Origin of the sequence: Sphingobacterium sp. BN32 (assembly GCF_030503615.1) — a bacterium.
In the GTDB taxonomy this organism is placed as follows: Bacteria; Bacteroidota; Bacteroidia; order Sphingobacteriales; family Sphingobacteriaceae; genus Sphingobacterium.
Genome location: NZ_CP129963.1, coordinates 1,522,040 through 1,543,382, shown reverse-complemented (window position 1 = coordinate 1,543,382; position 21,343 = coordinate 1,522,040). Strand labels below are relative to the sequence as shown.

The 21,343-nt window shown below is 41.9% G+C and carries 20 protein-coding genes; 9 read left to right on the top strand and 11 right to left on the bottom strand.

Annotated elements, in window-relative coordinates:
• The first annotated feature begins 137 nt into the window (after positions 1 to 137).
• Positions 138 to 728, top strand: a complete 591-nt coding sequence (locus QYC40_RS06385) for a YceI family protein (RefSeq protein ID WP_301993066.1) — start codon at positions 138 to 140, stop codon at positions 726 to 728.
• 116 nt (positions 729 to 844) lie between these two features.
• On the opposite strand, the gene QYC40_RS06380 is transcribed toward QYC40_RS06385, so the two are convergent.
• Positions 845 to 1,702: an aminotransferase class IV gene (locus QYC40_RS06380; protein ID WP_301993064.1), complete on the bottom strand. Its 858-nt coding sequence runs from the start codon at positions 1,700 to 1,702 to the stop codon at positions 845 to 847.
• A gap of 25 nt (positions 1,703 to 1,727) precedes the next feature.
• Positions 1,728 to 2,759, bottom strand: coding sequence for an RluA family pseudouridine synthase (locus tag QYC40_RS06375; RefSeq protein WP_301993063.1), 1,032 nt, complete (start codon positions 2,757 to 2,759; stop codon positions 1,728 to 1,730).
• Between the two features lie 95 nt (positions 2,760 to 2,854).
• On the opposite strand from QYC40_RS06375, the gene QYC40_RS06370 reads away from it, so the two are divergent.
• The 6 genes from QYC40_RS06370 to QYC40_RS06345 all read left to right on the top strand — a co-directional run bounded on the left by QYC40_RS06370 (position 2,855) and on the right by QYC40_RS06345 (position 8,931).
• Positions 2,855 to 3,766: a 1-aminocyclopropane-1-carboxylate deaminase/D-cysteine desulfhydrase gene (locus QYC40_RS06370; protein ID WP_301993062.1), complete on the top strand. Its 912-nt coding sequence runs from the start codon at positions 2,855 to 2,857 to the stop codon at positions 3,764 to 3,766.
• Positions 3,767 to 3,772: 6 nt separating this feature from the next.
• Positions 3,773 to 5,125 carry a BamA/TamA family outer membrane protein gene (locus tag QYC40_RS06365; RefSeq protein ID WP_301993061.1) on the top strand — a complete coding sequence of 451 codons (1,353 nt, stop codon included), beginning with the start codon at positions 3,773 to 3,775 and terminating at the stop codon, positions 5,123 to 5,125.
• A gap of 86 nt (positions 5,126 to 5,211) precedes the next feature.
• The gene (locus tag QYC40_RS06360; RefSeq protein WP_301993059.1) at positions 5,212 to 7,305 is read left to right on the top strand and encodes a TonB-dependent receptor; all 2,094 of its coding nucleotides are present in this window, start codon (positions 5,212 to 5,214) and stop codon (positions 7,303 to 7,305) included.
• A 22-nt stretch (positions 7,306 to 7,327) separates the two neighbouring features.
• Positions 7,328 to 7,903, top strand: coding sequence for a Crp/Fnr family transcriptional regulator (locus QYC40_RS06355; protein WP_301993058.1), 576 nt, complete (start codon positions 7,328 to 7,330; stop codon positions 7,901 to 7,903).
• 62 nt (positions 7,904 to 7,965) lie between these two features.
• Positions 7,966 to 8,406 carry a carboxymuconolactone decarboxylase family protein gene (locus tag QYC40_RS06350; protein ID WP_301993057.1) on the top strand — a complete coding sequence of 147 codons (441 nt, stop codon included), beginning with the start codon at positions 7,966 to 7,968 and terminating at the stop codon, positions 8,404 to 8,406.
• Positions 8,407 to 8,619: 213 nt separating this feature from the next.
• Entirely contained in the window at positions 8,620 to 8,931 is a 312-nt protein-coding gene (locus tag QYC40_RS06345; RefSeq protein ID WP_149526107.1) for an antibiotic biosynthesis monooxygenase, read from the top strand.
• Here the strand turns inward: QYC40_RS06345 and QYC40_RS06340 are convergent.
• The 9 genes from QYC40_RS06340 to QYC40_RS06305 all read right to left on the bottom strand — a co-directional run bounded on the left by QYC40_RS06340 (position 8,916) and on the right by QYC40_RS06305 (position 19,271).
• Entirely contained in the window at positions 8,916 to 10,679 is a 1,764-nt protein-coding gene (locus QYC40_RS06340) for an ATP-binding protein (protein ID WP_301993054.1), read from the bottom strand. The genes QYC40_RS06345 and QYC40_RS06340 overlap by 16 nt on opposite strands.
• A complete protein-coding gene (locus QYC40_RS06335) occupies positions 10,676 to 11,800 on the bottom strand; it encodes a sensor protein KdpD (RefSeq protein ID WP_301993053.1) in 1,125 nt (374 codons plus the stop codon). The genes QYC40_RS06340 and QYC40_RS06335 overlap by 4 nt, the downstream gene beginning before the upstream one ends.
• A gap of 12 nt (positions 11,801 to 11,812) precedes the next feature.
• A complete protein-coding gene (locus tag QYC40_RS06330; protein ID WP_301993052.1) occupies positions 11,813 to 12,892 on the bottom strand; it encodes a porin in 1,080 nt (359 codons plus the stop codon).
• Complete coding sequence (locus QYC40_RS06325; protein ID WP_301993050.1) at positions 12,882 to 13,469, bottom strand: potassium-transporting ATPase subunit C; 588 nt, start codon at positions 13,467 to 13,469, stop codon at positions 12,882 to 12,884. Before QYC40_RS06325 ends, QYC40_RS06330 begins: the two co-directional genes overlap by 11 nt.
• A 10-nt stretch (positions 13,470 to 13,479) precedes the next feature.
• Complete coding sequence (gene kdpB, locus QYC40_RS06320; protein ID WP_301993049.1) at positions 13,480 to 15,489, bottom strand: potassium-transporting ATPase subunit KdpB; 2,010 nt, start codon at positions 15,487 to 15,489, stop codon at positions 13,480 to 13,482.
• A gap of 10 nt (positions 15,490 to 15,499) precedes the next feature.
• A complete protein-coding gene (kdpA, locus tag QYC40_RS06315; RefSeq protein WP_301993692.1) occupies positions 15,500 to 17,188 on the bottom strand; it encodes a potassium-transporting ATPase subunit KdpA in 1,689 nt (562 codons plus the stop codon).
• A gap of 11 nt (positions 17,189 to 17,199) precedes the next feature.
• Positions 17,200 to 17,277 carry a potassium-transporting ATPase subunit F gene (locus tag QYC40_RS18565; protein WP_149527705.1) on the bottom strand — a complete coding sequence of 26 codons (78 nt, stop codon included), beginning with the start codon at positions 17,275 to 17,277 and terminating at the stop codon, positions 17,200 to 17,202.
• A gap of 1 nt (position 17,278) precedes the next feature.
• The gene (locus QYC40_RS06310) at positions 17,279 to 17,614 is read right to left on the bottom strand and encodes a hypothetical protein (RefSeq protein WP_301993048.1); all 336 of its coding nucleotides are present in this window, start codon (positions 17,612 to 17,614) and stop codon (positions 17,279 to 17,281) included.
• Between the two features lie 313 nt (positions 17,615 to 17,927).
• Complete coding sequence (locus QYC40_RS06305) at positions 17,928 to 19,271, bottom strand: sigma-54 dependent transcriptional regulator (RefSeq protein ID WP_301993047.1); 1,344 nt, start codon at positions 19,269 to 19,271, stop codon at positions 17,928 to 17,930.
• Between the two features lie 116 nt (positions 19,272 to 19,387).
• Here QYC40_RS06305 and QYC40_RS06300 point away from each other — a divergent pair, with 116 nt between their 5' ends.
• Positions 19,388 to 20,059, top strand: a complete 672-nt coding sequence (locus tag QYC40_RS06300) for a response regulator transcription factor (RefSeq protein WP_301993046.1) — start codon at positions 19,388 to 19,390, stop codon at positions 20,057 to 20,059.
• On the top strand, positions 20,060 to 21,343 hold the full coding sequence (locus QYC40_RS06295; protein WP_301993045.1) for a HAMP domain-containing sensor histidine kinase: 1,284 nt from the start codon (positions 20,060 to 20,062) through the stop codon (positions 21,341 to 21,343).

Genomic DNA, 21,343 nt, shown 5'->3' with positions numbered 1-21,343 from the left:
AAACATCAACGTTCTGATAATTTCATGACAAACAAGCTCCCGATTTTGTGATTTATTAACATAGGTCAATGTATAGTATCTTAATAAATGAAATATTTGCAATATCATTTAGATAAGTAATATTAATAAATAGATTTATGAAAACAATTTTAACATTCGTTGCCACATTATTTTTCATTACAAATGCGGCATTTGCACAAGTAAAATGGTCAGTAGACCCAGCACACACAAACGCGAGATTTGAAGTAAGCCACCTAGGCATCTCATTCGTCGATGGATCATTCAATACACTTTCCGGAGCCGTAGAAACGACCGATGGCAGCAATTTCAACCAAGCGAAAATTGCATTCGAAATTGATGTAAATAGTATCGACACACGCGTAGATGCTAGAGATGAACACCTCAAAAGCGACGACTTTTTCAATGCTGCTCAATTTCCGAAAATGTCATTGACGAACGGTGTGTTGACAAAGGGGAAAAAAGGAAAATTCGTATTAAAGGGAGATTTAACTATTCGTGACGTAACGAAACCTGTTGAATTTCAAGTAACGCAAAATAACGGAATCATCACCGATCCATGGGGTAAAACACGTGTTGGTTTCACTGCGACAACAACAATAAACCGCATGGATTATAATATAAAATACAATGATAAATTACCTTCAGGCGTACAAGCTGTCGCATCTGACGTGAAAATCATTGTAAACACAGAATTAGTAAAGAACTAAGTGTACATATAATTAAAAGTAGTCCAACGCTACTTTATAATGGAATTCCACACTAATCTCCATTATGCAAAAATTAGAGGCTACCATTGAAAATGGATAGCCTCTTTTTTTATAAATTATTCTTCGACATCATAAGTCCAAGTCGCTAGGCGATCCTGAAAAACTCTAGATATCTTATTAAAGTATCGCTTCTGCTTGTAGCCCATAACCCATTGTATTCCTTGAGTTGCATTCGTACAAAATATTTCATCCGCTACCTTCATGATGTCTGGCTTAATCTCAGCTTCCACGACTTCAATCCCTTCAGACAAAGCAATATCCATAACGACGCGACGCATAACACCCGCAATGCAGCCCTCTGTCAGCGCTGGAGTATATAAAACCTTATTGTAATAAATGAAGATATTCGATGTCAGCGCTTCACAAAGATTGCCCGCCTGATTCAAGATAAAAACCTCATCAAATGCATGCTTTTTCCGAAAGTTACCCGCCATTACATAAACCAAAGCATTGTTGGATTTCAATTTTGACAGCTCACTATAAGGCTTTTTAAAATCGGTATATAAATCAACGATTAAGCCTAATTTCTTATCGCGCAGACTGTCCTGTTTCCGTTCAACTTGCAAAACATAGCCAGCCTTATTCGACTCCGGACCATAGGTTCCTGCCCCCATCCGGAAAACAATTAGACGAACGCGAAGCACCTGCCCCATCATATTGTTCTTGCGGATTAATTCCTCAACCTTGTTGCGTACAAAAAAGGTATCAAATACACCAGTATCTTCAAATTGCAGCAAGGATAAACCATCCTGTAGACGCTCGATGTGGAAATCCAGAAAACGTATATCTCCATCCTTCCATAACATCGTCTCAAACAAACCATCACCGTATCGAAAAGCGCGGTTATCAACGCTTAATACAGCCATATCCTCCGGCACCAAACTGCCATTAAAGTTTATATATTGTATTGGCATAAATCTTCTATTCTATCTATTTTATCTAGTCTTGTGTGTTTGTACTATAACTCTCCCATTTCTCTAATGCTAAACGGAAATCCTCAGGTATTGGTACCTCAAAATGTAAAAATTGTTTTGATTTTGGATGTTCAAATCCTAAACTCTTGGCGTGTAGCGCTTGCCTCGGCAGCAATGCAAAGCAATTTTCTACAAATTGCTTATATTTAGTGAACGTAGTACCCTTCAATATCTTATGCCCACCATACGATTCATCGTTGAATAAAGGATGCCCGATGGACTTCATATGCGCACGAATTTGATGCGTACGTCCGGTCTCCAATTGGCATTCAATTAAAGTAACATAACCCAAACGCTTCAGAACTTTGTAATGTGTCACCGACCATTTTCCTTTTTCAGGGTCATCATACATATCCATAATGCGACGGTCTTTCATATTCCGACCAATGTAGCCTGACACAGTACCATCCTCCTTCAAATCGCCCCATACTAAAGCCACGTATTTGCGAGCAATAGAGTGATCAAAAAATTGCTTCGCCAAATAGGTCATCGCCCACTCATTTTTGGCAATAACTAATAAACCGGAAGTGTCTTTATCGATGCGATGTACCAGACCCGGACGACCGGTGTTGCCGGGCAAAGTCGGCAACTGATTCAAATGAAAAGTCAACGCATTCACCAGCGTCCCTGAATAATTATTAAAGCCAGGATGCACAACCATACCGGCCTCTTTATTAACCAGTAGCACATCATCATCTTCATAAATAATGTCCAATGGGATATCTTCCGGATAAACTTCCGTATCTCGGGGTGGATCAGGAAGCACGACCGTAATCAAATCCAAAGGCTTTACCTTATAACTCGCTTTGACAACCTTCTCATTCACCAAAACAGAACCCGAATCGATCGCGTTTTGAATACGATTTCGTGAAGTATTCTCCACCCGATTCATCAAGAATTTATCTAAACGCAATGGCGCTTGCCCTTTGTCGGCCACGATGCGTAAATGCTCGAAGAGTTCTTGTTCGTCCTGTTCTAAATCTAAATCTTCCGTCATAGCCACAAAAGTAATATTTTTCACCTGATGTACATAAGCTACATAATTTTAAGCTTAACTTATCCTTCAAATAGATTAATCCTTAACTTTACAGGATGCCGCTAAATTTTCCAATATACAGTCCAGTTCAACAAATCATACATCCATTCTTTGCTGCACATGAAGTGGAAGTCTTTATAAAAAGGGACGACATGATACATCCGTTTATTTCCGGCAATAAGTGGCGAAAACTAAAACTTCATATAGCAAAATTAAAATCCCTAAAAATCAATACTGTTGTTACCTTTGGTGGTGCCTGGTCGAACCACCTTTTGGCAACTGCGGCAGCGGGGGCACAGTTTCAGATCAAAACTCACGCATTTGTCCGCGGCGAGGAAATAAGCAACCCCGTACTCGCCCTGTGCAAGCTGTTTGGCATGACGCTACATTTTGTAGAACGCAGTTCTTATAAGGACAAGCTAGCCCTTTTTAATGCAAACTATACGGAAACCGAAGCCTTGTTTATCGATGAAGGCGGTCGAAGCGATGAGGGCGTAGAAGGTTGCGAGAGCATCATAGAAGAGTTAGCTGATACTTATACAGATATCTTTGTCGCAGCAGGTACCGGAACAACGGCAGCGGGCATCCTTCAAGCGATCAACAAAAAGGCGCTCAGTACAACATTGCACTGCGTACCGGTATTGAAAGCTGGAGATTTTATAAAAAATGATATTAGCAAATGGGGAATCGATACAGAAAACTTAAAATTACATAGCGAATACCACTTCGGAGGATATGCGAAAACGAAACCCGAGCTCTTACAATTCGTGAAAGACTTCGTAAGTACTACCGGAATTATGATCGAACCCACTTATACCGGAAAGATGATGTATGCGCTGTTTGATCAAATCAAAACAGGAAAAATACAAGCCGGAGGTAAAATATTAGCAATACATACCGGCGGACTGACTGGATTTCTAGGAATGTATGAAAAATTCGATAATTTAGCGCCTGTGAGCACGCTATAGAAAACAATGAATAAGGAAACTGTTATCTTGAAAGCTGCTGATGAACAAAGCTATAAATTATTAAAATCTGCTATGCGCGCAATCCTAACCACCTGTTCCATCTTCTTGCTTGCCTTGACAACAAACGCGCAACAGATCGAAATACAAGACACCATAAGCAACAAGCAACAAAAGGATACGCTCCGTAATACGGAGGAACTTTACGATATTGTTGATCTGTTCAAAGATATTATCCCGTCAAAAAAGCCTAAAGATCAGAAACCAAAGAAAAGATCGCCCATTTCTTACTTGCCCAACATTAACTATAACCCCTCCATTGGTGCACAGATCGGTGTCAAAGCAGTAGGCGGAAAAGTGTTAGGCAACCAACCGAATACGCAGATGTCCATTGCTGCGGCAGCATTAAGCTATACCACCCGAGGAATTATTGTGGGCTATCTGATTCATGATATTTACACGCCTTCCAACAAGTGGAATATTAAGGGGAATGTCATGGTGGCTAAAGCCGTAGGACTAGATTATGGTCTGGGCATGGGAACGCCGATAGACAACCCGACTGAAGAAGAGCTGATCATTAATAATCCCGAAAGACAGCGTTTTGTCAACAAATTCACCGCATATACCATCAATGAGCGTATATATAAACAACTTTTCCCAGGTGCATTTGTAGGTGCAGGTGTCTTCTTCGAACTCAAGAGAGGCTTGGAGACCTTTGGTAGTGCTGAAAACATGTCGCCTACTCAAATATATAGTCGATGGAACAACATTAACCCTGTCGATATCAATAACAACGGATTAATGGTCAATATGCAATACACCACACGCGATAATCCCAATAGTGCGCATAAAGGCATGTATGTCGACGTAGTTTTACGCATGAACCAGGAATGGATGGGCAGTGAGCACAATGCCTACCAATTGCAGACAGATTTCCGTAAGTACTGGCAATTGTCATCCAGCAGAAGTAACCATGTTTTAGCCTTTTGGAATTTCGGATCGTATAAGCTAGGTGGAAAACTCCCTTATGTAGATCTTCCAGGAACCAGTAAAGACCCTTATGCAAGAAGTGGACGCGGATATACCATGGGATATTTCAAGGGACTCTCCTACTTCTATTCTGAAGTTGAATATAGATATCCGATTCTACGCAACCAATTCTTGAGTGGTGTTGTTTTTGCCAACGTACAAAGCACGAACGATCAGATGGGCACTAAGCTCTTTCAACAATGGCAGCCAGCGGCAGGTGCAGGTCTTCGCGTCTTATTCAATAAAGCAACCCGAACGAACTTATGTATAGACTATGCCTTCGGAAAATTCGGACAACGAGGGCTATTCTTGGGCTTGAATGATGCATTTTAACCTGTACAAATCCCTGTTTTAATCGCATTCTGTTTCCAAATCTTCAGTTATTTTCGGTATTTTGCGAGCAAATCAGCCTTGAAATCATGCTTGTATATCCGAAGAAATACTACTTATCTATTCTTGCCTTTACGCTAATTGCTTTTCATGGTCTTGCGCAAACGACGAGGCCCGACACCAGTTTATCCGAAATAGCACCCATTGAGATTAAGGCGCACTTCAATTCCCAAGCGATGCTAGATCTAACCAGCTCGGCGCGGGTGGTCAGCAAACGCCTTCTTGAATCACAAAATACCAATACGATCCTAAGCGCAGTGAACAGCACAACAGGAGTACGCATGGAAGAGCGGTCTCCAGGAAGCTATCGCCTAGCACTACGAGGCAGCATGATTCGCTCCCCTTTCGGTGTGCGAAACACCAAAATATATCTCGACGAAATCCCCTTTACGGATGCCAGCGGAAATACCTACCTCAACATTATCGATCCGGTAGGCATTAATCATATTCAGATTATTAAGGGACCTGACGGATCCTTATACGGCCCAAATACTGGCGGTGTACTACGGATTATACCCAATGGTCTGACGAGCCAGAGGTCTAATGAAAAGTCGTTGCTGCTTAGCGCTGGTTCTTATGGACTATTTCAGCAACAATTAAATATCGAACAACAGGTCAACGAAAAATACAGCTTTGCTTTCAGCCAGGCATTTACACGCTCTGATGGCTATAGAACCCAAAGCGGGGTGAATAAGAAGTTCTTCCAAACGGCACATCAATGGAACTATAATGAAAAAGGTCAGCTTAAGTTTTTAGGTCTTTATGCCGACCTTGGCTACGAAACTCCAGGCGGATTAACAGAAGCACAGTTTCTAGCCGATCCGACTCAGGCTAGACCTGCCGGAGGCCCATTCCCAAGTGCTGTTGATCAAAAAGCCGCCATATACAATAAGACGACAATCGGAGGAATCACCCATAGCTACCAATTCAATGATTATCTACGCCACGTGATTTCCGTATTTGGAAGCTACACCGATTTCAAAAATTCTTTCGTAACGAACTATGAAACCCGTAGCGAAAAGAATCTTGGCGCTCGAACCTACTTTTCATACGAGAACATGGAGATGGAAAACTTTCAATGGGAAATGCAGTTAGGAGCGGAAGGACAAAAGGGATGGTACGACATCAAGAACTATGAAAACAATTTTGGCAATAAAGGTGACTTAAACTATGACGATCATTTAGAGAATTTTCAGCATTTCTATTTCTACCGCCTGAAAGCAAAAATTGCTCAACGTTTTATCGCCGAAGGTTCCATCGGCTTGAATGTAAATAATATTGATTTCGAACAACAGGCGCTCAATGCATCTGCGATGAAAGGTTCGAAAGATTTCAAAAACAGCTGGATGCCACGCTTAGGACTCTCCTATTTAATTCTTCCGGAATTTGCAATGCGTGCTTCCATCTCGAAAGGCTATTCCACGCCAACCATATCCGAGGTTCGATCTTCCGACAATCAAATCAACCAGAATCTTAACCCCGAAGACGGCGTAAATTATGAAGCTGGATTTCGCTACGAAACAAAAAACCGCCGCTTTATAGCTGATTTAGCAGCTTATCAATTCAATATGAAAAATGGAATCATTCGGCAATTGAATGAAGATGGTGCTGAATTTTTCACGAACGCCGGAGAGATAACGCAGAAAGGAATAGAAGCTAGCGTTTTAACTCAAATCATCCGCCCGGATCAAAACCTGGTTGTACGCAGTTTGATTTTCTCTTCCAATCTCACTTTCCAAGATTATAAATTCAAAAATTATAAAGTAGACGATAAGGATTACTCGGGCAATTCCGTTACGTCTATCCCTAAGTGGATCTGGGTAAACACCTTGGCACTAGAACTGCCTAAGAAATTTGAAATCAACATATTCCATAACCATACCTCTTCCATTCCTTTAAATGATGCCAACAGCTTCTATGCAAAGAAATATCACCTGGTACAAGCAAAATTAGCGTGGACTACCGGATTTATGAACAAATATCAACTCCAGTTATTTGCCGGCGTGGACAACCTGCTTAATGAAAAATACAGCTTAGGAAACGATATCAATGCCATGGGTAATCGTTTTTATAATGCTGCAGCAGAAAGGAACTTTTACGGTGGAATCAAAATCATGATGTAAACGCACTAATCATCCATGATAAATGCTAAGTTCTTTTCGCCAACATATTGAAAGATATCAGAAAATCAGCGATGAGCAATTCGACGCGATAAAACCTTATTTTGAAGTCCATTCCCTCAAAAAGAAAGAGAACATTCAAGAAGCGGGACAGGCACAGCTTTATAATTATTTTATACTTGAAGGTTGCCTCCGGATGTACACCTTACATGAAAAAGGTCAGGAAATCACGACCGAATTTGCGCTGGAATCCTGGTGGCTCTGTGACCAAAAAGCATATCTAGGAAAATCTGAAACAGATTGTTATATACAGGCGGTAGAAAACAGCATAATAATAAGGATTAGTAGAGATAAAGAACAATTACTAATTAAAGAACAGCCATTTATACAAATTTATATTCTAGAAATGTATCAAAAGGCGTTCGCAGCAGCACAGTTCCGAAACAAATTATTTAAACTCTACTCCAAGGAGGAGATCTTCATCCAATTCAACAGTAATTTCCCTGAGTTCGTACAGCGCGTACCGCAATACCTTATTGCCTCCTATTTAGGTTTAACGCCAGAGTACCTTAGCGAAATTCGAAAAAAAATGATTTCTTAAACTAGCTTAAGATTTTCTTGTTCTTTCCTTTGCAACTTTGCTATATCAAAAACAAGAACAATATGAAAGCAAGAATGAACATCGGCGAGCTGGAACCTAACGGCTACAAACGCGTTATAAACTTAGAAAACTATCTACAGGCATCTGATCTAGACAAAACACATCTAGAACTTATCAAAATTCGAGCATCGCAGATCAATGGCTGTGCTTTCTGTATCAATATGCACACGAAGGATGCCATGGCACAGGGAGAAACAGCTCAACGCATCTTCTTACTAAATGCATGGCGCGAAACGAATGTCTTTACCCCTGAGGAACGCACGATCCTAGCCATGACAGAGGAAGTAACCAAGATACATGAAGCGGGTTTAACCGAAGAGACCTATCAATCTGCAAAATCACTTTTTAGCGACAAATATATCGCCCAAATTATCTTAGCGATCGCGACCATCAATGTCTGGAATCGAATTGCGATTACTAGCCACACGCAACCAGAATTGTAAGGGACAAGTTCGAGACAAAACCATTACAAAGCCCTTTCAAACCCAATGATCAACCCTTTCAAACCCGATCCGGAGCGGTTGAACATTGGGTCGATAATGGTTTATAAATAAGTCTGTTCAGATGCATTCCCGTCCAAACCTTTGAATCAACCAGAGAAAGAAAAGTTTTTTAATGCATATTCCGTAAATTAGGCTATACCAACAATAAACGAGATGAAGACAATCACAAGAATATGGCATGGTATAACGCGGAAAGAGGATGCGGACATCTACCTGAATTACCTAACCAGCACCGGCATGAAAGACTATCGCAGCACGAAAGGAAACCTCTCTGCGAAGGTGCTGCGACGCATTGATCATGATATCTGTCATTTTATGACGGTGACGGAATGGGAATCCACCAGTAGCATTCAAGAGTTTGCCGGAGAGCATTTTCAGCGCGCACGTTATTATCCCGAAGACAAAAAATATCTGTTAGAATTCGAAGAGTTTGTTACACATTTCGAGACTTACGATTTTGAATAATGCCGGCTTTTATTGGTCGGAATACTAAAAGAGAAGGTACTTCCAACCCCAACGCTGCTTTCTACCGCGATGGTTCCGCCTTGATTCTCGATAAAGTCTTTTGCTATGGAAAGTCCCAAACCTGTGCCCGAGCGCATCGAACCTGGTATTTGAAAATAGCGATCGAAAATGCGATCCTTATAGCTGCTATCAATCCCTTTACCATGGTCTTGTACGGAAAATACCAATTTAGCATCCTTTTTCAGCAGTGAAACAATGATCTGACTGTGCTCTGCGGAATATCGAATTGCGTTTGTAATAAAATTCGTAAGTACCCAAGCTGTTTTTTCCTCATCAATATATACCTCCGGGAGATCTTCATCCAACTCTGTTACGAGCTCAATATGCTTCTGCTCGGCCTGCAATCGTGTTGCCTGAAGTGCGTAAGTGATGACGGGCATAGGATTGCACCACGTTGCAAATAACTTTATGTTTCCGGTTTCTACTTGCGACATATTCAGCAATTCTGAAGTAATTCGCAGCAACCGCTCGCTATCGTCTTTAATCCCCTCCATTAATTTTCGTTGATTTTCGCTCAGCTCGCCAGTCTTTGGATGATTCAGCAACTCTAGCCCCATCTGAATCGATGCTATTGGCGTCTTCAATTCATGTGACACGGTTGCTATGAAATTTGTTTTAGCAACATCCCGCTCTTTAAAACTGGTAATATTCTTAAGTATAATCACCTCTCCAACATGCTGCAATTCCTGCTCTCCGGTCGGAACAATTTCGATAGGATATACCTGCTTTTCAAAATAGCTCTCTTTATTGTCGGTAAAAATATGGAGGGTATTTTTTTCTACTGTATGATTTGATGCAATATCCTGCCCTATCGGGATTTCAACAATCTTTTTGATCAGATCGCTCGCATTAGCGAGTTCTTGAAGGGACTTCGCCTTGACCTCTTCTCTGCTTAAGCCGATCATTTGTAAGGCTTCATCGTTGATAAATAGGATTTCGTTTTTATCATTTAATCCAATAACCGGATCGTGCATACTATTTACCAGTGCCTCAACTCGCTTCTTTTCTTGTAAAATATGATCTAACTTACTGTTGGAATATTCTTGTAGGCGCTCCGCCATACTATTGAATGAATTTGCCAGGTCGACAAATTCGGAGTCGCCCTTAAAGTAAAGACGCTGTGCATAATTTTGGTTAGCAATCTCGCGGATACTGTTGGTTAGTTTTTTGATGGGGTCAGCAATATTGCTAGGCAAATTGACCCACAACACAAAAGCGATCAAAAAACTTATGGCACCTAAAACGGATATCAGTAAAAAAGCCTCGTTAGCCAGTAATTTTGTATGATCGTTCTTTTTAACGATGGCCGCCATGTTCACGTTCATGAGGTTAACGAGTTCTTCCCTGAATTCCATCCCATGTTTATTCTCGCCGGGATCTGCTAAAAGCCTGTTCAGCTTCAGTTCTAAATTTGCGGTGATTTCTTTCTCGCTCAGTTCGGTAACATTTTTCTGCTGTTTGGCTAAATTAGCCCGTAAGACGCTAAGCGATGTTGTATCGCCCGAACTATATTGATCTGCCGCAGCAATCATATTCCTCGCATATTCCACCGATAGATAATTAGCCGCTAAAATATTATCGGCCTCCTTCTTGAGAGAGCTGACATACCAGGTGCTCGCAAAAGCAAGCAACAGGATCATTAGAAACATTAATCCAATACCTATATTTAATTTAGTTTTGATTTTCATGAAAGTATAATTAAATCGACTTCAATAGGTTCTAATTTCTTGAGTAGTTTCCGGAATAAACCCATTGCCCATAAAATTCTAAAAAATGGCCAATGCGGCCTGCCAATACACAATGTAGTAATCTGCATCTGCAATACTTGTTCGACTATTTTGCTAGGAACGTCCCTTCCGCCTGTTTGTATGACTTGCCCGCCCAATTCCGTTGCCAATTTAAAATTATTAATTAGAAAACGTTGTTTGTCCAACGCGATTTTATTGCTGCTTTCCCTTGCTGTCTGTACGTATAGAACGAACCATTCCGCATGGTAATAACTTGCCAGTCGCGACGTCTTGCGGATCAGATTCCTAGCCCGCTTCTCATCCGTACCGATACAGACCATAAAGCGTTCCAAACGTCTCTTTTTTGTATCGATATGAACACGTTCATGCTTTTTAATTGTATGGCTCGCAACCTCCTTTACCGCCAATTCCCGAAGTAGTTCCAAATGCTCTTCCCGAAAGAAATTGCTTAATGCGGTTTGAATCTTGTCCTCGTGATAAATCTTGCCTTCTTTTAAGCGAACGATCAGATCTTCTACACTGATATCGATCAACAGCAACTCATCTGCCATATCAAAAACCTTATCGGGTACCCGTTCCTTCACCTCCATTTTGAGATAGGCAGAGAGCTCCACTTGTAAACTTTCGATATGTTGGATATTAATGGCGGATATAACATTGATTCCAGCTTCCAAAAGTTCGACGACGTCTTGCCAACGTTTCTCATTTTTGCTTCCTGGTATATTGCTATGCGCTAATTCATCAACGACGACGACCTCCGGCCTGAGCTTTAAAATCAGATCCACATCCATTTCTTCCAGCTCGTTGCCTTTATAATAAAGCTTCCTGCGCGGAAGAATGGGAAGTCCCCCTATCAAAGCTTCGGTTTCCGCACGACCATGCGTTTCGATATAGCCAATTTTAACAGAGATGCCATTGCGCAATAAATTATGAGCCTCTTGTAACATACGATAGGACTTCCCCACACCGGCACTCATGCCCAGGTAGATCTTAAACTTTCCCCGCCTGGCTTGTTTTAGCAAGTCCAGGAAATATTCGGCAGATTTGCGTTGTTCTTCCATCCTATTTAAATACTAAAAGCGCCAAGTCAATGCTGTTGTCAAGCTTCTATTTTTGGGATCATATTGATCTGCTTCGCTTCTGAATATGTCGGAGTTGCTATGAAGATATCGAAATTCAGTTCGCCAGTATAAGCCATCGAACAGGCATACGTCGAAACCCGTGGAAGCGCCAAGAATTTCGGATGGGTTGCCTGCTACATGTCCAAAAAGAACGGCATCTGCATCGTTAAAATACTCCAAACGAGCATTTAAGCTATATTTATCAGATATTTTATAGCGAGCTTGCAAGCCTGCTGTCCAATACTTCGCAAGACCCTTTTCTAAAGATCGTCGCTGTATTGCGTAATCAAATAGCCCTAAAAGACGGAGGCGATCTGTTGGATCCACTTGCACAAAGAAGTCATGAAAAATGCGTAAGCTGTCTGGTCCTTCCTTTCCTATATAGGAGCTGCTATTCAACAATACTCTGTCGGAAGGTTTATATTGTACTTGATGGCCAAAGGATAAACCCGTGCTTGATTCAGGCAACTGTATTTTTTGCCAACCATTCAGTGCCAAAACACTCATGTTCCACTTTCCATTCGGGCATTGATAACTTAATCTTGCTCCCGTTTCAAAATACGGAGAGTTCTCGGCGGCTATACTGCGCGTTAAGGTGATATTGTCTATACCAATGGCGCTTTCCGGGCCAATGTGCGAAGGCATAATACCAGCATCGATCCATAAATTAGACTTCCGGCTTAACTTATATCCCACATTGACCTCATAAATAAGTTTATACAGTCCTTGCTCTGCGGAATAATTGGCATTCATATAAGATCCTGCTGCAAACGCTACTTGGCTTCGGATCCGCTCGCTCTGATAATTCGCCCGCAGCAGCGCAATGTTGACAGCAACTTCATTGCTTCGATGATGGGAATAAATGAATGCTGCCTTTTCATGGTTTGACGGCTTTTGTGGATCGTAGCTATAGTATGTTTCCAAGTATCCGCTAAATGTTAGCTTGCTTTTCAAACTGTCCTTATCCTCTTGTGCATACAGGCATGCGGTACTAAAGCAACAAAGCCCAGCAAGTAAACCCTTAATTTCCATGCTTCCCTCCTAACTGATTAGCCAAATCATCTAAAGCTAGATTAAGCTTTAGAACATGAATCTTCTCAGGGCCGAATAATCCCCATAGCGCCGGTTCTTTATTATCCGCGATCAGATTATTCACTTGCTGCACAGATAAACCTCGCAATTCTGCGATACGGGCTGCCTGCACATAGGCCGCCTGCAGCGAGCAATGTGGATCTAACCCACTACCACTTGCGGTAACCAGATCAACAGGAACTTGTTCGCGCTTAACTGTAGGGTTGTTAATAAGAAATGTATCGATGCGTGCTGCCACTTCTTTCAAATAGACTTCGTTTGATGGCCCCTTATTGCTAGCTCCAGAGCCTGCCGCATTGTAACCCACAGCAGACGGGCGCGATTGAAAATATTGATCGCCCTCAAAGGCTTGTCCAATGTGATAATAATAAGACTTGCCCGCTGCCTCAATCATCTTACCTTTCCCTTTGTAAGCTTGGGTCTGTGCCAGTGCCCATATCGCAAATGGATAAAGCACAGCGAAGATAAATAGACATATGATGCTAAGTCTAATTGCTATTGTTATGTTGGTTTTCATAGTACTTGAATTAAATAATAAAGGATAAGAGCATATCAATTAGTTTGATACCAATAAATGGTGCGATAAGTCCTCCGAAACCATAAATAATGATGTTACGTCTTAATAGTGCAGAAGCACCGATGGGTTTATAAGGCACTCCTCTCAAGGCTAATGGAATTAACAAGGGGATCAGGATCGCGTTAAAAATAACAGCCGAAAGAATCGCCGACTCTGGGCTCTTTAGCTGCATCACGTTGAGAGGTTCGAGCGCAGGAATTGCCAGGATAAATAGTGCTGGAATAATAGCAAAATACTTAGCAACGTCATTCGCAATACTGAAGGTGGTCAATGTGCCACGGGTCATCAGTAATTGCTTTCCTATTTCTACGATTTCAATCAATTTGGTGGGGTCATTGTCCAAATCGACCATATTACCCGCTTCTTTTGCAGCTTGCGTTCCGCTGTTCATGGCAACACCTACATCTGCTTGCGCTAAAGCTGGCGCGTCGTTGGTACCATCGCCCATCATTGCCACCAATTTACCTTCTTGCTGTTCCTTTCGGATATAGTTCATTTTATCCTCCGGTTTAGCTTCAGCAATAAAATCATCCACGCCTGCTGTTTTTGCGATGAATGCGGCAGTTAGTGGGTTATCCCCGGTCACCATCACCGTTTTGATGCCCATTTTGCGCAATCTTGCAAAGCGCTCCTGAATTCCTGGCTTGATGATATCTTGCAGCTCAACCACACCCAATACCTGTTCATTCTCGATAACCACTAGCGGCGTACCGCCATTCGCTGCAATTGTTTTTACAGCCTCTAGAATATCCTGAGGGAAGGTGTTTCCGGCATCTTCAACGATTTTTTTGATCGCATCGGTTGCCCCTTTGCGAATACGAGTGCTTCCAAAATCTATTCCGGAGCATCGTGTTTCTGCCGTAAACCGGATGGCTGTTTCCTGCTGATTGCATGGGCTTGATAGATTAATACCCGCCAATTCCACAATGGATTTACCTTCGGGCGTTTCATCAAATTTGGAACTTAAGGCAGCAGCTTTTACGAGTCGTTCCTTTGCAATACCGTCGGTTTCCTGAAATCGGGTTGCCCTTCTATTACCGATGGTGATGGTACCTGTCTTATCTAATAAAAGGACATCGATATCTCCCGCCGTTTCTACAGCCTTTCCTGATTTGGTCAGTACATTTGCGCGTAATGCTCTATCCATGCCCGCTATGCCTATCGCTGACAGCAAGCCACCAATCGTTGTTGGCACCAAACAGATAAACAAAGAAATAAAAGCGGCGATGCTGATTCCTACATTGGCGTACTGGGCAAAGGGGCTCAACGTTACGACCACTAGAATAAACACTAAGGTAAATCCTGCCAATAGTATAGTCAGCGCTATTTCATTTGGTGTCTTTTGTCGTTTTGCGCCTTCTACCAGGGCAATCATTTTGTCGAGGAAGCTCTCTCCTGCTTCAGCCGTTACGCTGACTACAATTTCATCCGAAAGCACCTTCGTTCCTCCCGTCACGGAGCTACGGTCGCCACCTGCCTCTCGTATTACCGGGGCGGACTCGCCCGTAATTGCGCTCTCGTCAATCGTCGCTAAGCCTTTCGTGATTTCGCCATCCGTCGGGATAATATCTCCAGCAACGCAGATGAAATGATCGCCTTTTTTTAAAGCCGATGAATTAATGATTCTTCCGTCTACAAGTTTAGCGGGTGTTTCTTCCCTAGTTTTGCGCAAACTATCTGCCTGTGCCTTTCCTCGCGCTTCCGCTAGCGACTCGGCAAAGTTGGCAAACAATAAAGTCAGTAGTAGGATCAGGAACACAGAGAAGTTATACACAAAACTTCCCTGCTCTTGATTTCCAAAAAGGATGAGTAGGCAAACAACCGCCATAATGGCTGTAGCAATTTCTACAGTAAACATTACAGGGTTTCTGATCATGCTGCGTGGGTCAAGCTTGACCAAGGCTTGCAATAGCGATTCTTTTATCAGTCGAGGATCAAAAAATGAATTTTTAGTTTTCATATCAGATCAATTATTTTAAAGTGAAATATTCAGCAATTGGGCCGAGGGTTAATGCAGGGAAGAATGAAAGTGCAGCAACGATAACAATGACTGCGAGAATCATAAATCCGAAAGTAAAGCTGTCTGTCTTTAAAGTACCGGAGCTTTCTGGAATATGTCGTTTTGAGGCGAGTAAACCGGCAATTGCGACTGGCCCGATGATTGGAATAAAGCGTCCGAACAATAAAACTATCCCTGTGCTAATATTCCACCAATAGGTGTTATCAGCAAGTCCTTCAAAACCACTACCATTGTTGGCTGCTGCCGACGTGTATTCATAGAGGATTTCTGAGAACCCATGGAAGCCTGGATTATTCGTTGTGGCAGCGCCAAGATCAGGGAAAGAACTCGCCAATGCGGCTCCCACAAGTATTAAGAAGGAATGAAGAAGCGCAATAATCATGGCAATTTTCATTTCCCTGGCCTCCACTTTTTTACCCATAAATTCGGGAGATCGCCCGACCATCAGTCCGCTGATAAAGACGGCGAGGATAATGAAAACGAAAAAATTCAATATACCCACCCCACAACCACCATAAAAGGCATTGATCATCATAGCGAGGAGTTCGTTCATACCCGATAGGGCCATACTACTATCATGCATGGAGTTGATCGATCCGGTAGAAATTACTGTGGTAACGATCGACCAAAAGCCTGCTGCTGCAGAACCAATTCGTACATCCTTTCCTTCCATGGCTCCGCTGTCCATATTGATGCCCATCGCCGCAATGGCGGGATTACCGGCCTGTTCCATTTGGATATTCGGAACAACTAAACACAAGAAGCCGAAAGTCATTACAGCAAAGATTACCCACGCGAACTTTTTTCTTCGGATATAGTAGCCGAAAGCAAAGATCATGGCAATAGGAATAATAAATTGGGCGACCATCTCGGTCATATTGCTTAAAAAGCTGGGGTTCTCTAAAGGATGGTTCGAATTGGCGCCAAAGAAACCTCCTCCATTTGTGCCGACGTGCTTAATGGCGACGAATGCAGCTACAGGACCGGTCGATACTGCAATGCTATCTCCAGTGAGCCCGACCATCTGATCCTTTCCCTGATAGGTCATAGGCGTGCCTTCGAATACAAGGATTGCGGCAACCACTAAAGAGATCGGTAATAAAATACGAGTGCAGGATTTTACAAATAGTTGGTAAAAGTTGCCCAACGTATTCGTCCGCTTTTCCCGAAAGGCTTTAAAAAGCATCGCTGCGGCCGCCATGCCCACTCCGGCACTTACAAACTGTAGGAACATCAGCATGCCCTGAGACAGGTAGCTGACGCCGGTCTCGCCGGAGTAATGTTGTAAATTACAGTTCACGACAAAAGATATCGCCGTGTTGAAGGCTAGGTCGGCACGCATGCCGGGATTACTATCAGGATTCAGCGGCAATAGATGCTGAAACATCAAGATGCCCATCGTTAAAAACAACCAAAACAGATTGATCATTAAAAGGGCTCCAAGGTTCTCTTTCCAGGTCATTTCCCTATTCGGATCAATTCCGGAAAATCGATAGATCATTCGCTCTATTGGAGCAAAGATTGGATCTAAAAAAGTGCGTTCTGAAAGATATACTTTCGCTATGTACCGTCCTAAAGGAATTCCTAAGAATACCGTTAATAGGAACATGAAGATGACAGCGATAATTTCTGTGTTCATCATAATTATTTTTAAAATTTCTCTGGATAAATCAGTACATAGACGATGTACAGAAACACCATAATTGATATAATTAATAAACTGATCATGTTAGTTTTCTAAGATGGTTTTCATATATACAGGCCGAAGTTCCTTGGGTAACACATCGATGTGTAGACGTAGGCTTGCGGGCGATTCACAATGTGATATCCGCTCGAGAAATTCGTTTTCTATCGCGTTCTTCTCGTGCAAAGAACCATTGTAGTATAAGATTCCGATAATATTGATTGCGTCTTTAGCAAGTCCTTGCTCCTCGTTGTTTCCGTTTAAGCAACGAATACAATAATCTGCTACATTCTGAAGGACCGTATATTCGGAAACATTTTGTTCCGCTGGAACGCATTCCGGAAACCACTCATGGATACTGCTAATGATTTTATTTTTCATGGCCTTAGATTTTGTCGAAAAAATTGATCGATTTGTAGAATACTAGAAAGCATAGCACACAGACTATGATTAAAATTATAGTTACCATAACAGTTCGTTAAAGGGTTGATGTTTTTGAAAAGCGTTGATGCTTATTCTCATGTTGCAAAGTGTTTTCATTCCTCTTGTTTTTATGCAGAATGCCAAAACAGATACCAGCAGAGCTGGTGACCGTTTAAAACACTAGTTGACAGCGCTTTAAGAAACATCACAAAGAATAGGGCATAAAAAAAGCCTATCAAAATGATAGGCTCGTTCTCAATATGAAAGGCTTTTAGAGTTTATACTCTTCGATTTTTCGGTACAATGTGGCTATTCCAATTCCTAGTAAGCGTGCTGCTTCTGCTTTATTTTTTTGCGTATGATGAAGAACGCGTTGTATATGCTCTTTTTCTACATCATATAAAGCAAAGGAACTGGAGGAATGACTTTTGGACTTTTTTATCTGAATATCATATGGGAGGCTATTGAGCCCAAGGCTATCACCGTCCATCAAGATAAGACTGCGCTCAACAACGTTCTTCAACTCGCGGATATTACCTTTCCAGTGGTGGTTCTCCATTGCCTCCATGTAGTCGGCATCAATTGCGGGAATTTTCATATTCATTTTGCTAGCGCAGATCCCTACGAAGAACACAATAAGTTGGGGTATATCGGAAGGGCGATCTTTCAGCGCCGGCAAGCTGATGTTAAAGACGGAAAGTCTGTAGAATAAATCGGCACGGAAATGGCCATCTTCGGCTTCCTTCTCTAAATTACGATTGGTGGCAGCAATAACCCGAACGTCCACCTTTGTAGGCCTGCTTTCGCCGACTTTAATAAACTCGCCTGTCTCCAAAACCCGCAATATCTTCGCCTGCAGCTCGAGTGGCATCTCTCCTATTTCATCTAAAAATATCGTTCCTTGATTCGCCTCTTCGAATATGCCGGCCTTATTTTTCATCGCCCCAGTAAATGAGCCGGCTATATGCCCAAAAAGCTCGCTCTCTAACAGATCCTTGCTGAATGCAGAGCAGTTGATTGCGACGAAAGATTTGTTGTTTCTTTTGCTGGCATAATGGATTGCCTGTGCAAATACTTCTTTTCCTGTTCCTGTTTCCCCTAATAAAAGTACGGTACTATCTGTTGGGGCGACTCTTTCGGCTAAGTTGATTGCATTTTTGAGTTCCTTTGACTGGCCGATGATTTGGTCGAATGCATACTTCTTTCCTACTTGTGCTTCCAGCTTCGCGATTCGCTTTGCCATCTTTACCTTCTCAAATGCTTTGTAAAGTAAAGGAATGATCTTATTGTTATCATCGCCCTTTGTCATGTAATCAAAAGCACCATTCTTTATCGCCTGTACACCATCGCTTATCTGCCCATAGGCCGTCATCAGGATGACTTCGGCTAAAGGTTGCTGTTTCTTGATCTCGAGGACAAAGTCTACGCCATTGCCATCCGGAAGTTTGACATCGGAGATAACAACATCGAATTCCCGCTGTTTAAGCTGCTGCAAACCTGCTTTTAAACTGGCAGCTTGCTGAATTTCTAAGTCTTCCCATTCAAGTTCGATTATTCGGGCTAGCAACTGACGAAGTTTATCTTCATCATCGATTATTAACATACGGTTCTGCATAGGGCATCTCGGCTTTTCAAAGCTAAATTAGAAAAATAGGCTAGGATTAAAATTTAAAAACAGAACATTCCAGATTCTTTTCAGAATCTTTTAACTTAATTGTATTTTTATTGCACATGAAGATACTAATTATAGAAGACGAACTCGCTTTATCACAGACCGTTGAGGAATTTTTAAAAGGTGAAAACTTTCTTACAGAAACGGCACATGATTTTCATGCTGGATTAGAAAAAGCGATGACCTATGATTATGACTGTATTTTATTGGACATCATGCTTCCAGGTGGTTCCGGCTTAGAAATTTTAATGGCGCTAAAAGAGCAGCATAAAAAGCAACCGGTTTTGATTTTGTCGGCGAAGGATTCCGTCGAGGATAAGGTCTTAGGTTTAGAGATCGGTGCGGATGATTACCTGGCGAAACCCTTCCATTTAGCGGAACTATTGGCTAGAGTGAAATCTATTATCCGTAGGAATGCCAGAGATGGCGAGAAGCTGCTTCAATATAAAAATGTGACGGTAGACCCCGATAATCGTCAGGTATTGGTAGATGGCAAGGAAATGGTCTTGAACCGAAAGGAATATGATCTTTTCTATTATTTCATGCTGAGACCGAATAAGTTAATGGAGAAGACGAGCCTCATCGAATCTGTCTGGGGCGATAGTTCAGATCAGGCGGACAGTCTGGATTTTATCTATTCACAAATAAAGAATATTCGCAAAAAACTAAAGGAAGCTCAGGCAGCGATGGATCTTCAGGCTGTTTACGGTGTGGGCTATAAACTTGTTTAGATGGCAGTATCCATAAAATATTATACCAATCGATTCCTCGTAATCGCTATCTGGATTATTATCGCAGTATGGGCATTATTGTTTTATGCTTTCATGATGGATGAGGTGTATGATAATGTGGATGACGGACTTAAGAATCAAAAAATCGAGATTATCCGCGAGGCCTTCAAAAATCCGAGCATTCTTGAGGAGAATCAGAATTACGGAATTAACCAGTTTCGGATCTTACCGACTGAAGACCGCGAGGGACTGGATAAGAATCATTTTAGCAGAGAGTTCATGTATATGCCTTATGACGAGGAAGATGAACCTTATAGAGTGCTTAAAACCGGTTTCTACAGCAAAGATGGATTGCCTTACAGTCTAGAGATTAGAACTTCCACCGTTGAGGAGGACGATTATTCCATCAATTTGGCTATTGCTTTGACGGTTCTCTACTTACTGATCGTATTAAGCATTCTGGTCGTGAACTACTTTGTGATGAGCAGAGCCTGGAAGCCATTTCGAGAGATACTGAATAACCTGAGCCGATATCGCTTTGGACATTCGAAAAGCTTCGAGCCCATCCCGACGAAGGTGAAAGAATTTGAGGAATTGAATGGGCAGATTGTAAATATGATCAGTCGCAACGAGGAAGTTTTTGCTGGCCAAAAGCGTTTTCTCGAGAATGCATCACATGAGTTACAAACCCCATTAGCCATTACGATTAGCAAGTTGGAACTGTTGATGCAAGAAGGAACATTGGATGAAAGTCAGCTCGTTCGCGTATCGGAAGCCAAACAGTCGCTACATCGCATGGTCGCATTAAATAAGTCTTTGCTTATGCTTTCTCGCATCGATAACAATCAGTACAATGAGATGGAACAGGTGAGTTTCAACGATGTGCTGAAGAACCTATTGCATGACATGGAGGATATCATCGAATACAAAGGAATTGAAGTTGAGTTTAGGGAGCAGGGAAATTTCACGACGCAGTTCAATACGGATCTAGCGCAAATCATGTTATCCAATTTAATCCGCAACGCCATAAAGTACAATACTTCCCCAGGAAAAATACGAATTGAAGTTACAGATTCCACGATTGATATTGCGAATAGTAGCAACACAGGCGCCCTAAATCCGACCTATATTTTCGAGCGTTTTCATAAAGGTACTCAGGATAATCAATCCAATGGATTGGGACTTTCTATTGTACAATCTATTTTAGAACAGCATAAACATATCAAACTCGCCTATCGTTATGAAGGATCGCTTCAACATTTTGTGCTGAAAAAACAAGATTAA

Excerpts from the sequence above, each read along its gene's own strand:
- QYC40_RS06345 (WP_149526107.1), top strand. The coding sequence starts at position 8,620 with ATGAAGACAATCACAAGAATATGGCATGGTATAACGCGGAAAGAGGAT.
- kdpA (WP_301993692.1), bottom strand. The coding sequence starts at position 17,188 with ATGAACACAGAAATTATCGCTGTCATCTTCATGTTCCTATTAACGGTA.
- kdpB (WP_301993049.1), bottom strand. The coding sequence starts at position 15,489 with ATGAAAACTAAAAATTCATTTTTTGATCCTCGACTGATAAAAGAATCG.
- QYC40_RS06340 (WP_301993054.1), bottom strand. The coding sequence starts at position 10,679 with ATGAAAATCAAAACTAAATTAAATATAGGTATTGGATTAATGTTTCTA.
- QYC40_RS06365 (WP_301993061.1), top strand. The coding sequence starts at position 3,773 with ATGAATAAGGAAACTGTTATCTTGAAAGCTGCTGATGAACAAAGCTAT.
- QYC40_RS06375 (WP_301993063.1), bottom strand. The coding sequence starts at position 2,759 with ATGACGGAAGATTTAGATTTAGAACAGGACGAACAAGAACTCTTCGAG.
- QYC40_RS06330 (WP_301993052.1), bottom strand. The coding sequence starts at position 12,892 with ATGGAAATTAAGGGTTTACTTGCTGGGCTTTGTTGCTTTAGTACCGCA.
- QYC40_RS06335 (WP_301993053.1), bottom strand. The coding sequence starts at position 11,800 with ATGGAAGAACAACGCAAATCTGCCGAATATTTCCTGGACTTGCTAAAA.
- QYC40_RS18565 (WP_149527705.1), bottom strand. The coding sequence starts at position 17,277 with ATGATCAGTTTATTAATTATATCAATTATGGTGTTTCTGTACATCGTC.
- QYC40_RS06305 (WP_301993047.1), bottom strand. The coding sequence starts at position 19,271 with ATGCAGAACCGTATGTTAATAATCGATGATGAAGATAAACTTCGTCAG.
- QYC40_RS06370 (WP_301993062.1), top strand. The coding sequence starts at position 2,855 with ATGCCGCTAAATTTTCCAATATACAGTCCAGTTCAACAAATCATACAT.
- QYC40_RS06355 (WP_301993058.1), top strand. The coding sequence starts at position 7,328 with ATGCTAAGTTCTTTTCGCCAACATATTGAAAGATATCAGAAAATCAGC.
- QYC40_RS06325 (WP_301993050.1), bottom strand. The coding sequence starts at position 13,469 with ATGAAAACCAACATAACAATAGCAATTAGACTTAGCATCATATGTCTA.
- QYC40_RS06380 (WP_301993064.1), bottom strand. The coding sequence starts at position 1,702 with ATGCCAATACAATATATAAACTTTAATGGCAGTTTGGTGCCGGAGGAT.
- QYC40_RS06300 (WP_301993046.1), top strand. The coding sequence starts at position 19,388 with ATGAAGATACTAATTATAGAAGACGAACTCGCTTTATCACAGACCGTT.
- QYC40_RS06360 (WP_301993059.1), top strand. The coding sequence starts at position 5,212 with ATGCTTGTATATCCGAAGAAATACTACTTATCTATTCTTGCCTTTACG.
- QYC40_RS06350 (WP_301993057.1), top strand. The coding sequence starts at position 7,966 with ATGAAAGCAAGAATGAACATCGGCGAGCTGGAACCTAACGGCTACAAA.
- QYC40_RS06310 (WP_301993048.1), bottom strand. The coding sequence starts at position 17,614 with ATGAAAAATAAAATCATTAGCAGTATCCATGAGTGGTTTCCGGAATGC.
- QYC40_RS06385 (WP_301993066.1), top strand. The coding sequence starts at position 138 with ATGAAAACAATTTTAACATTCGTTGCCACATTATTTTTCATTACAAAT.
- QYC40_RS06295 (WP_301993045.1), top strand. The coding sequence starts at position 20,060 with ATGGCAGTATCCATAAAATATTATACCAATCGATTCCTCGTAATCGCT.